Below are 10,366 nucleotides of genomic sequence, written 5' to 3'. Positions count from 1 at the left end.
TTCTGGCATTCTGATACGATAACGTGGAGGCATCTAGAGCCTCGCGAGACAATTCATGACCGCTTACGGCTACGCCCGCGTCAGCACGATCGATCAGGATCTCACGATCCAGCAGAAGGCGCTGCGTGCGGCCGGCTGCCGGGTCATCCGCGCCGAGAAGGCCACCGGCACCCGCCGCGACGGTCGGACCGAACTGGCGCTCCTGCTCGATTTCCTCAACGAGGGCGATACGCTGGTGGTTACCCGAATTGATCGCTTGGCCCGGTCGCTGAAGGACCTTCAGGACATTGTGTATGAGCTGAAGGCGAAGGGGGTGGCGCTTCGTGCCACCGAACAGCCGGTGGACACGAGTACGGCGGCCGGCAAGGCATTTCTCGACATGCTCGGCGTGTTCGCCGAGTTCGAGACCAATTTGCGCCGTGAGCGGCAGTTGGAGGGCATTGCCGCAGCCAAGGTGCGCGGCGTCTATCGGGGCCGCAAGCCCAGCATCGATGTCGCCGAGGTCAAGCGACTGAAGGAATTTGGTCTCGGACCCACGGCGATCGCCCGCAAGCTCGGCATCGGCCGGGCTTCGGTCTACCGGGCGTTGGAAGCCGGATGATGGTAACCGGCGGGCGCCTCTCGGTGCCGCCGGAGAGACCGTAGGATTCCGCCCCCTTCCGCAAACGACCCCAATCTGGCTGGTCAGTCTGCGCTTTCCGACATCGAGCCGGGGAACGCGCGCGAACACCACGGTAACGGGGAGCGTCATGAGCCGTTTCGCCATGCGTGCCGCGTAAGGCTGAGCAGGCTTTCCGCCGTCTCGGCTGAAGCTGGGTCACCTGCGTCCTCCCGCGACCGCCAGCGCTTCCGGCAGCCGGCGCAGGATCGCCATAGAAAGCGCACCGAGGACAGGACCAGGAACCAGGATCAGGAACACCCACTGCCAACTGCCCAGCCAGTCGGCGCCCAGCGGCGACGATCCAGCGATTGCTGGTGATACCTTTGAAGAGGTGGATCACCTTGCCGTCCCGCAAGCTGACCAGAGCGGCCTCATGACGGTTTTCCACGGTGACCAGAGCCTCCTTGCCCTGATCGAGGACAGCGAGTCCGCTGAGCTGGTTCATCCCCTTCGTCGGGCGAACGGGAATCTCGCCGAGATATTTCGCCGTTTGCGCCGAGAATTTCAGGATGTGCCCGGAAAACCCGGCGGCATAGACGGTATGGCCGTCGGGAGAGGTGGCAAGCTGCATGAAGCCCGCCGTCGCGTGCGGAATGGCCGCGTAAGAGAAATGGGGGTCGATCTCGGTCGTCCGGATCTGCGTGATCGTGCCGGTGGCCGGATCGACGACGCTCATGACCCCGCTCATCATGTCCGCCGAGAAGAGCTTGCCGTCGGCGGTGACGAGGTCGCCGGAACGGGCAACCGGGTATGACCTGATCACGCGACCGGACGGTACGGCGACGACGCTGATCTGCCGGTCCATGTTGCCGCCGACATAGAGTTCGGTTTCGGCCTGATTGGTGGCGAGCGCGTTGCCGCCGATGGCAAGGGTGAAGACCGGCTGGTGGCCGGCGAGGGAATAGGCGGCGAGCGTCTTGGCCGAGAGCACGACGAGAAGGCGCTCGCGCGGCAGCACGCGGGCGACGCGCGCGCCTCTGATGGTGGGGAACGCCCCCATTCGCCTGCCGGTTTCGGCGTTGAGCATGGTGATGCGGCCGACGGGCGACGGCACGAAGACCGTCCGTGTGGTCGCGTCATACCCGGCGTAGAAGCTGTTGCCCGCGGGGATTCCGGCCTTGGCGAAGCCAGCGGCCCGGGCTGTGCGCGATGCCGGGTTCACCATGAACACCTTCCCCGGCCCCGGGCCTTTCGGCGGATTCGCCGCCGTGCCGAGAACGAGCGGGCCGGCGCCGGCATGGGCCACCGGGGCGGCGACGCAGGCAATGGTTGCCGCGAGCAATAGTTTCTTGAGCATCGATCAGTCCCTTGGTATGGTTGACTGATATATTCGCTCGGGCGCACATAAAGTTACTCACATTCAGGAGAGCCGAGATGTCCGAGAAGAAAATCGGTAACTGCCCCAGGGCAACCGCACTTCAAAATAGGAGAGCATCAGGATGTCTGGGGTCTCTGGCGACGAACGGGCTGAAAGGCAGTAATCTGGCCGGATGAAACGACGGCCGAAGCCCCCTGCTCCGGAACAGAACCCCCTGGCGTCGGCGGCGATCCTGCAGGTCAAAGTCTGGCTGACCGGTATCAGCCCCATGGTGTGGCGGCGCATTCTGGTGCCGGCGACTTTCACGCTCCGCGAACTCCATGGCGTGATCCAGGTCGCCATGGGCTGGGAGGGCATCCACCTCTATGACTTTCATCTGCGCGCCACGCATTACGGCTCGTGGGAAGTAGCGGCGTCGTCACCGGACATCACGCTGACGGCGCTGCGATTCCGCAAAGGTGCGCGGTTTATTTATGAGTACGACCTGAACATTCCCTGGCGCCATGAGGTCCGCATCGAGGATTGGTTGGAGCCGGAGGCTCGGAAGAGCTATCCCGTCTGCACCGGGGGCGGCGGTGCTTGTCCACCCGAGGATTGCGGCGGTCCGGAGAACTTCATGGCTCGCCGCGACGACAGGTTTTCGTTCGATGCGCTTGAGGACCTGGACACCATGGTCGAGGTTCTCCAGCAGGTCGCGCTGAAGGACGGCTCGGAGCCGCTCGCGTTCGACCAGGATGCGCGCTGGCGGCTGGAGGATTCCTTGGAGCGGGCCAAGGCTCGCGAGGAAGCGCGAGGTCGGCCGTTTTCGCCGCGGGAAGTCAACACCAGTCTTCGCGATGGCGCGCACCACAACTTCATGCACCAGCAGTGCTGAGGCGCTCCGCCCGCCGCTGGGAGAGCATGTTGACGGCGATCAGCGCCGCTTCGTCTCCTTGCTGTTTCCGGATGCCGGAGATCAACGCGTGGGCGGTCGGGTCAGTCAGTTGGTCGAACCGGCGCTGCAGGGAGGCAGCCGTTGTTTCGGCATAGAGACGCGTCGTGGCGATGCTCTCGTGGCCGAGGAAGCGCTGCAGATCCGTGATGTCCATACCGAGCGCGAGTAAACGGGTCGCCACGGTATGGCGCAGCAGATGTGGGTAGACGCGCTTGCTGATTCCGGCGGCGACGGCGATGGCGCGAACGATCTGGCCGACCCGCTGACGCGTCAGAACGTGTGGCGTTATGCTCTCCGCGGCCTGCGCGACCGGGCGCTGTTGCTGGTCGGGTTCGCCGGCGCGCTGCGCCGTTCGGAGCTGGCTGCCATCCGTGTCGACCAGTTGAAACAAACCGAGCGCGGGCTGCGTCTGACGCTACCCCAAAGCAAACTGCCGAGCGACAGCGCCCGGATCGCGGCACTATGAACGGTTCACGCTCCCAACCGCGATTACCAGATGTCCACACCAACAACGCCCTCCAAGTCACTTCGACACGCATGAAACAGCTTGGCCGTCACGGCATGGTTTGGCGACGTGTCGGCGCTTTGATGTCCGATCAGGCGACCATCATCAGCCCATTTTTAGCGACAAGTGACAGGAGCTTCAGGGAAGCGCCCTGGGGATGCTTCTCGCCCCGCTCCCATTGCGAAATTAGGCCGGTGGTCACGTTCAGATAACGGGCAAACACGGCCTGACTGGCCCCTTCCCGCTCGCGCAGCGCCCGGATTTCCTCAGCGGAAAGCGGGTGCACCGGCGTCAAACAGGCGTCGTCAAACTTGCGCATGGTCTGCTTATCCATCACGCCGGCATTGTGCAGGCCTTCCGCCGTCTCATGGATCGAGGCCATGACCGCGCTACGATACTGCTTCATCATCGCCCTTCACCTCCATCAAAACGCCTGCGGCGACCGCGGCCGCCAAAGACACATCATCATAAGCCAGCAGGGACGCCGCGAGCAGTTTGAATGCCGCCAGCTCATCATCGCGGATGTTGGCGCGATCGCTTTTGGCAAACCCGTGAACAAAAAAAGCCCGCTCACCAGACCGGAACAGAATGATCGTACGAAATCCGCCCGATTTTCCGCCGCCTTCCCGTGCGACGCGCTGCTTCAGTACCCCACCCCCAAGATCAGCATCCACCAAACCTTGCTCGGCATCGGCAATCGCCTTGAGTAAAGCTTGGTCGGCAAGTCCCGCCTTCCGCGCAAATCGTGCGAACGGCTTATTCTTGAATACGCGCATCAGCACTTTCTGAACTCTAAGGGCCACGGTGTATATAACACTCAGTGTTATAAAACAAGCTTATTCTGATTGAAACGGGGACCTGCGGGGCGGGGGGCGGGAGTACCCCCTCCCCTGCCCCGTCAAGCGACCGTCGGCGCCCTGGTAGGAAGCAGGCCCCTGATTTGGGCGCCGACGCGCCCCGCTGAGGGCGGGGAGGATCTTCACGGCATCTCCCTTCCCCGCCGGATAGGCGGCTGAGAGATGCTATGCGTAGCATGTGCCAGTCCTCCAAATCCTCCCCGCCGGATACGCGCTGGCGGAAAGTGCGCATATGCACGATTGCATATGTGCACTCATGCACAAAGTGACTCGCCAAGTGGGGCGCCCAGTACAAACGCATGCGTGCTGCGCTCGAATTTGCATATGTGCAGCCATGCGGATTTGCATAACTGCAATTTACCCATAGTGCACACGTGCATTTTTGCGCAAAACCAATAGACCACATGTGGAAAACAGAACAAATGCAATCATGCAATTGACCACACGCCAGAATCAGTGCAGCATTGCCGGTCTGCACGTGTGCACAGGAGGCGGATGTGAAGGTCACGGCGATTACCATCAACAAAGGCGGGGCAGGGAAGACCATGCTCTCCCGCAGCCTCGGTACTGCGGCCGCGTCAGCCGGACTCCTTGTCCTGATCCTCGACATGGATACCCAGCAGAATTCGATAAACTGGCGTCGCCGCCGGCCAGATGACCGTCCTTTGCCGCTCGTCCAGTTCACCACCGAAAATGACCTTGAAGAGACCCTCAAGCGGGCGGAGGAGGCCGGGTGTGACCTGGTGCTCATCGACACGCCGCCCGGCCGCAGCGTCGAGACGCCGGCCGCCGTTGAAGCCGCCGACCTCGTACTGATTCCCTGCACTTCGGAGATCGAATCCTTCGAGGGATTGCCGAAATCGGCGCGCCTCGCACGCACAACCGGCACATCGGCCTTTGTCGTTCCTAATTTCGTGCACCCGTCTGGCAGGGCAGAAGCCGAGGTCATTCGCGGTGTCGCCGCCGCGCAGAACGTGCCGTGTGCTCCTGTCGTCCTGCATGAATTCAACGTACATCGGGACGGCAGTCTGCAGGGACTTACGGCGCAGGAAGTGCAGCCCGAGAGCAAAGCGGCTCAGGAAATCAATGCCTTGTGGGAGTGGTTCCGTACGGAATTGCAATTGACTACAAGTGCAATTGTGCACAGGGTGGCGTGATGTGAGCAAGAAACCCACTGCTCAAACCTTTCTCGCCGCCATGCAGGGCCGGCAGCAGGAGCCTGAAGACCTGCCTACAAAAGCGCGACCCGCGACCATACCGGCGGAGCCAGCAGTCATCGCCGCGGCGGAAATCGCCGAGATGCCTAGGCCCGCGCGAAAACCTGCCGGGCGTGCGGGCAAGTTCAAGCCAAGCCGGGCACAGCTCAAGCATTTTGGCGGCTATCTCGACGACGACACGCTGGAGATGATCGCGCTTCTGCGCGTGCGGCTGAAAAAAGACAATTCCGAGCTGATCAAGTTCGCGATCGAGGAACTCTATCGAAAGCACAATGCCAAGCGTGCTTTCGGAGACGCCTGAGCAGGGAAGGCTATCGTGACGGCGCGCCCGAGTCGCATCCCCAGTCGCAGCCCGGCATGAGCGGCGACGGCATCTCCGCAGCCGGAATTTTCAAGGAAAAGGCCTGATTGCAGGGCCTTATCGCGACTCGTTCATACGAATCTCTAGACAAAGCGGTGGATTGGCCCGACAGTCCAAGTATCTAGAAACTGATTCGGGTTCGTCGATGTCGAAAGAAGCACCCCGGGATAACGGCAAGGTCTCCCGCTACCGCCAGCGCATGCGTGAGGCCGGTTGGAGGGAGACGCTGTTCCAATTACCCGACGAGACACTCGCCTTCATCGACGACATCAAGGAGCGCCAGGGGCTGCGCAATCGTAGCCAGGCGCTCTTCGTAGCCAGGCGCTCTTGCAACTTATTGAACGTGGGAAGGAGGCTATCCAGAAAACCGCCTAGACATGCAAAAGCCCGCCTTGCCGGGCGGGCTTTGCGAAAATTCGTGACGGGCCTCATCGGCAACCGTTCGGGCCTCAGTAATCCCGAACATAGCTATTGAGAGCCTTCCTGCCAAGCGGAAATTGCCGTTTCCGGAAACAGGAGAGCTTTGCCTGTCGCGATCCAACCAGAATGGAGGATCACGATGCCGACGATCGATCCCGGAACGGGGCAAAAAACAAAGACAAAACAATCACCTAATGGTTTTCGCCGCCTGTCCCCAGCGATGCTGGCGACGGGGAGGACGGCAGAAAATTTCACCGGATTGTCAGACGGGGAGGGGAGTCCGGGGGCGGTTTTAGCCGCGTTCAAGTCCGCCGCGCCCTATCTGGGCCTGTCGCATCGCGCGGTGCATGCGGTGGATTGGCTATTCCGGTTCACCCAAAAACAGGACTGGGAGCTTGGCAGCCGACCGGTGGTGTGGCCTTCCGCCTTTATGCAGGCTGAGGCGCTGGGGCTGGGCCTGAGCCAGGTGAAAGCCTTGAACCGGCATCTGGTCGAGCTTGGCCTGGTGGTGATGAAAGACAGCCCGAACGGCAAGCGCTATGGGCGCCGCAACAAGGCGGGGCGGATCATCGAGGCGTATGGATTTGACCTTTCGCCCCTCGCCGTTCGCATGGAGGAGTTCCGGGCGGTGGCGGAGCGGGGACGAGAAACCCGCGAGGCGATCCGGCAGCTTCGCCGGCGCGCGAGCATCGCCAGCACGGGATTGCTTCAGATCGCGGCGACGGCGGCCGAGTATGGCGTGCTGGACCCGGCATGGCAGTCACAGGCGGAGGAGGCACAGAAGCTTGCCCGCAGGCTGACAAAGGCCGACCGCCTGGACGATCTCTTCTCCGGTGTTTCTTACCTTGAGCGACGTCAGCAGGAGGCGCGGGAGCGTCTGGAGGCGCTTTTGCCCCGGGTGCCAAATGCAAGCGTTTCAGTGCCTTATTCTGTGGAAACCGACCCCAAGGGGCCGGAAAACCAGCCCCATAATACATCTACAAACCAAACCTTTGATCCTTCGGATACAGTAATTGCTCAGGAGAAAAGTAAGCCGGTTTCCGGTGGTGGGGAAAAACCGTCTGCCTGGGACGGTTTGGATACTGGCAGTGTGGCGCAGGCGGATTGGAACGGAGGAAAAGAGCAAATTGGGCAGGAACGCTCGATCAGTAGGGCACAAAGGCAAGCAGGCCGAGCCGCGCGGACGGCAAGAACCGATAGCGGCGCGGTGATGCGGATTACGCCGGACGAGCTGGTCCGGCTTGCGGCGCGGTTGAAACCCTATCTGGCGAAAGGATCGCCGACCTGGCCTGAAATCGTGGAGGCAGCGGATTGGCTGCGGCACGATCTTGGGGTCTCAAAACCGCTCTGGGGCGAGGCGTGTGTGACTATGGGTCGAGAGCATGCGGCGATTGCCTTGGCGATCGTTTCCACCAAGCCGGCGGACTATTTCCGGGGGAGTGCCGGGGGGTATTTTCACGGGATGGTGGCGAAAGCCCGTGCTGGCGATCTCAATCTGTCGCGCACCATCTGGGGAATGCGGAGCGGCCAGGCGACAATACCGATCCGGGGGTCGGCTATTGCGTCGCCCCTGCACAAGATGACGAGCCGGACGTGATGGCGTGGTGCCGTTTTTTCCATGGGGTCGTTTGCGGGAGGGGGCGAAATCCTACGGTAAGGCCCGAATCTGAACATTGAGTGCGAACCTATGCGACACGTTGATTGTGATACGGGTTATGGAGCAACGAAATCGGCTTTCGCGTGCCATTTTATGGCTACATCTCAAACACTCGTTTGCGATACATAGCCGATTGGGCGACTGAGCCGCTGGGCTTTGCCGCCAAGCGTAGGATTCCGCCCCCTCCCGCAAACGACCCCTCCATCGGTGGCGGGCGGGTGGCGGTTTCTGGGCGATGCTACGGACCGGCGCCGCGCGCAGCTATTCAGGGCGAGTGAGAATGTGGTGTTGGCGAGATAGACAACACTCAAGCATGTTGGTATGGTGGCCAACATGGTGAGGGCGGTTCCGATCTTCGACTACCGGCGGCCGTTATCTGAGACCGCGTTCATCGAAATGGTTGTGTGGCGGGTGCCCGAACCGGTGCCGGCAAGCAGTCATCCGTTCAAATACCGGCTGGCCTTGGTATCGAACGGCGTTTGCGCCCTTCGCTACGACAATGAAGCCGGGAAGGGGGACCATAAACATATCGGCCCGGTTGAAGAGCCTTATGAATTTTGCGGACTTGACCAGTTAGAGGCTGATTTTTGGAAGGATGTCGAAGCATGGTTGAAACAGCAAGACGCACAGTGACGATCAGCGTTGGCAGTCTGGACGAGGCGCGGAGGGGACTAGCGGCCGCATTTCGCGGCGTCGCGCAGGAACCGCGCATCACGTTTCCGAACCTTGATCTGATGTGGCGGACCCTTACGCCGCGCCGGCAGGAACTTTTGCAGGCGATGGCCGGGAAAGAAGCGATGTCGATCAGGGGGCTGGCACGGCTGGTCCGGCGGGATGTGAAAGCGGTCCATGGCGATGTTCAGGCTTTGTTGCTCGCAGGCGTGTTGCGGCCGGACGAGGCTGGTGGGGTGATCTTCCCCTATGACGCATTGCACGTTGATTATGAGCTTGCGGCGGTCGCTTAAACGCTCCGCCCGCTGGGCGTCTGAGGCTGTCATTTCAGGAACCAGCCGTAGATGGTTCCGCCTTTTGTTGCTTCTGGCAGGCAGAGCGGCTTGCCGTCTCTGGTCTCGATTTTCCATCCCTGTCCGGAGCAGGTTGCGAGTTTGCGGATGAAGCCGGCCTTGTAGAGCTGATAGGCGAGTTTGCCGTTTGGGGTATTGGCCCAGGAGGCGCGGATTTTCTGGTTGTGGACGTGGGTGAGGAGGTCGGCCTTGCCGGTGCGGTAGCCGTGGTGCCAGCCCTGGCGGTGGGCGATGAAGACCGAGACGCCGAAGGTGATCGCCGCGATGGCGAGGGCGGTGGTGAAGGTGCCGAGGCTGGCCCGACGGGAGCGGGCGGCTTCGATCTTGATCCGTTCGTCGAGGGCCTCTGAGGTGGCTTCGGCGGCGAGAACTTTCCATTGGGTAATAAAGCCGTCGCGGGTTTCGGTGGCGCCCGAGCGGAGATTGTCGGCGGCCAGGTTAAGCTGGTCGGTGGCCAGACGGAATGTTTCGGCGATGGCGCCATCCATTTTGGTCGTGCCGGTGGCGATTGTTTCGGTGATTGTATCCTTTGCGGCCCCGGTGGCCTGATCGATGGAGCCGCGGAGATCGCGGCCGACCTCGATGGCTGTGTCCTGAATGGATTTGGCGAGGGTTGGTCCGGCGCGGCTGATCTCACGAGCGATGGCGGAGGCTGCCTTGCCGGCGTCACCGGCGGCGGCGCCTGCGGCTGCGGCGAGGGTAGAGGCAGCGTCGAGCGTGTTGCGGATGGCGGCGTTGTGGGCCTCGAGGGTGATGAGGAGGAGCCAGCCGCTGTCCTGGTCCTGCAGGCGGAGAACGCGGCCGGCGCTACGGATGCGGTTGATGGCGTCCTGATCGGGGGCAAAACCGGCGATCTCGCGGTAGGCGGTCTCGATATCGGTGGCCATCGACGGGTGGGTCCTTTGCGACGGGAGAGCGATTCGCCGCGGCGCCGGCGAACCTGGGATTGGATGCTTGTGTTTGGGCGGCCAGCGGCTCGTCCGGTTCAGGTCCGGTTGGCGGCGGCGAGGAGGGGAGCAAAGGTTTCGGCGCAATCGGCGCGCCATTTTTCCAGGGCGATACGTTCGAACAGTGGGGCCTGGGCGAGAATAGTGGCGGGGGAGCGGCGATCGGTCTTGACCGCGGCGGCCAGCGGCCTGGGCAGGATCGGGAAGGGGCGGAGCGTGCCGCTGCGGGCCTCGATCTCGGTGCGGATTTTGCTGTCGCGGTAGACGGCGAAGGTGCCGGCCTCGTCGAAGAAGCGGTTGCCGATGACGTCGACGCGTCCCGGGTAGCTGTTCAGGAAATCCCGCAGGGCGAGGAGGCTGTCGCGCTCGTCGTTGATCACCCATGCGATAGCGATGGGAGTGGCGAGGGCTTCGGCGCCGCGGTGGAGGTAGTCGCCGTAGCGGCGCATGGCGTCATTGTCGCG

General features: G+C 62.3%; 14 protein-coding genes and 1 pseudogene. 9 read left to right on the top strand and 6 right to left on the bottom strand.

Annotation, left to right across the window (positions count from 1 at the left end):
• Positions 1 to 55: 55 nt before the first annotated feature.
• Entirely contained in the window at positions 56 to 601 is a 546-nt protein-coding gene (locus tag B7Z76_RS15380; RefSeq protein WP_291345057.1) for a recombinase family protein, read from the top strand.
• Here B7Z76_RS15380 and B7Z76_RS15375 read toward each other — a convergent pair.
• Positions 504 to 1,943 carry a YncE family protein gene (locus B7Z76_RS15375; protein ID WP_291345055.1) on the bottom strand — a complete coding sequence of 480 codons (1,440 nt, stop codon included), beginning with the start codon at positions 1,941 to 1,943 and terminating at the stop codon, positions 504 to 506. The two genes, B7Z76_RS15380 and B7Z76_RS15375, sit on opposite strands and share 98 nt — an antisense overlap.
• 208 nt (positions 1,944 to 2,151) lie before the next feature.
• Between B7Z76_RS15375 and B7Z76_RS15370 the strand changes: the two genes are divergently transcribed.
• Positions 2,152 to 2,853 carry a plasmid pRiA4b ORF-3 family protein gene (locus B7Z76_RS15370; RefSeq protein ID WP_291345053.1) on the top strand — a complete coding sequence of 234 codons (702 nt, stop codon included), beginning with the start codon at positions 2,152 to 2,154 and terminating at the stop codon, positions 2,851 to 2,853.
• On the opposite strand, the gene B7Z76_RS15365 is transcribed toward B7Z76_RS15370, so the two are convergent.
• Positions 2,834 to 3,133, bottom strand: coding sequence for a tyrosine-type recombinase/integrase (locus tag B7Z76_RS15365; RefSeq protein ID WP_291345059.1), 300 nt, complete (start codon positions 3,131 to 3,133; stop codon positions 2,834 to 2,836). The genes B7Z76_RS15370 and B7Z76_RS15365 overlap by 20 nt on opposite strands.
• Between B7Z76_RS15365 and B7Z76_RS15360 the strand changes: the two genes are divergently transcribed.
• Positions 3,098 to 3,379 (top strand): hypothetical protein, encoded by a 282-nt coding sequence (locus tag B7Z76_RS15360; protein ID WP_035187197.1) that lies wholly within the window; start codon positions 3,098 to 3,100, stop codon positions 3,377 to 3,379. The two genes, B7Z76_RS15365 and B7Z76_RS15360, sit on opposite strands and share 36 nt — an antisense overlap.
• Positions 3,380 to 3,509: 130 nt before the next feature.
• Here B7Z76_RS15360 and B7Z76_RS15355 read toward each other — a convergent pair whose 3' ends face one another.
• Together B7Z76_RS15355 and B7Z76_RS15350 are read right to left on the bottom strand one after the other, a co-directional pair.
• Positions 3,510 to 3,827, bottom strand: a complete 318-nt coding sequence (locus B7Z76_RS15355; protein WP_035187199.1) for a DNA-binding transcriptional regulator — start codon at positions 3,825 to 3,827, stop codon at positions 3,510 to 3,512.
• Positions 3,808 to 4,194 (bottom strand): type II toxin-antitoxin system RelE/ParE family toxin, encoded by a 387-nt coding sequence (locus B7Z76_RS15350; protein ID WP_035187200.1) that lies wholly within the window; start codon positions 4,192 to 4,194, stop codon positions 3,808 to 3,810. Before B7Z76_RS15350 ends, B7Z76_RS15355 begins: the two co-directional genes overlap by 20 nt.
• A gap of 578 nt (positions 4,195 to 4,772) precedes the next feature.
• Between B7Z76_RS15350 and B7Z76_RS15345 the strand changes: the two genes are divergently transcribed.
• The 6 genes from B7Z76_RS15345 (at position 4,773) to B7Z76_RS15320 (ending at position 8,895) form a co-directional block, all read left to right on the top strand.
• Positions 4,773 to 5,432 carry a ParA family protein gene (locus tag B7Z76_RS15345; RefSeq protein WP_051788242.1) on the top strand — a complete coding sequence of 220 codons (660 nt, stop codon included), beginning with the start codon at positions 4,773 to 4,775 and terminating at the stop codon, positions 5,430 to 5,432.
• Position 5,433: 1 nt separating this feature from the next.
• Positions 5,434 to 5,793, top strand: a complete 360-nt coding sequence (locus B7Z76_RS15340) for a hypothetical protein (RefSeq protein WP_035187202.1) — start codon at positions 5,434 to 5,436, stop codon at positions 5,791 to 5,793.
• A 205-nt stretch (positions 5,794 to 5,998) separates the two neighbouring features.
• Entirely contained in the window at positions 5,999 to 6,328 is a 330-nt protein-coding gene (locus B7Z76_RS15335) for a hypothetical protein (protein WP_291345046.1), read from the top strand.
• Between the two features lie 84 nt (positions 6,329 to 6,412).
• A complete protein-coding gene (repC, locus tag B7Z76_RS15330; protein WP_035187205.1) occupies positions 6,413 to 7,870 on the top strand; it encodes a plasmid replication protein RepC in 1,458 nt (485 codons plus the stop codon).
• 381 nt (positions 7,871 to 8,251) lie between these two features.
• Positions 8,252 to 8,563: a DUF6516 family protein gene (locus tag B7Z76_RS15325; protein WP_035187207.1), complete on the top strand. Its 312-nt coding sequence runs from the start codon at positions 8,252 to 8,254 to the stop codon at positions 8,561 to 8,563.
• Positions 8,536 to 8,895: a hypothetical protein gene (locus B7Z76_RS15320; protein ID WP_007425015.1), complete on the top strand. Its 360-nt coding sequence runs from the start codon at positions 8,536 to 8,538 to the stop codon at positions 8,893 to 8,895. The genes B7Z76_RS15325 and B7Z76_RS15320 overlap by 28 nt, the downstream gene beginning before the upstream one ends.
• A 29-nt stretch (positions 8,896 to 8,924) precedes the next feature.
• Here B7Z76_RS15320 and B7Z76_RS15315 read toward each other — a convergent pair whose 3' ends face one another.
• Together B7Z76_RS15315 and B7Z76_RS15310 are read right to left on the bottom strand one after the other, a co-directional pair.
• Complete coding sequence (locus tag B7Z76_RS15315; protein ID WP_035187209.1) at positions 8,925 to 9,842, bottom strand: hypothetical protein; 918 nt, start codon at positions 9,840 to 9,842, stop codon at positions 8,925 to 8,927.
• Between the two features lie 98 nt (positions 9,843 to 9,940).
• Positions 9,941 to 10,366 (bottom strand): annotated as a pseudogene (locus tag B7Z76_RS15310) (mobilization protein); the annotation flags it as partial.

The sequence above is a fragment of the Acidiphilium sp. 20-67-58 genome (assembly GCF_002255515.1).
Lineage (GTDB): Bacteria > Pseudomonadota > Alphaproteobacteria > Acetobacterales > Acetobacteraceae > Acidiphilium.
This window is presented reverse-complemented; position numbering and strand designations above follow the sequence as displayed.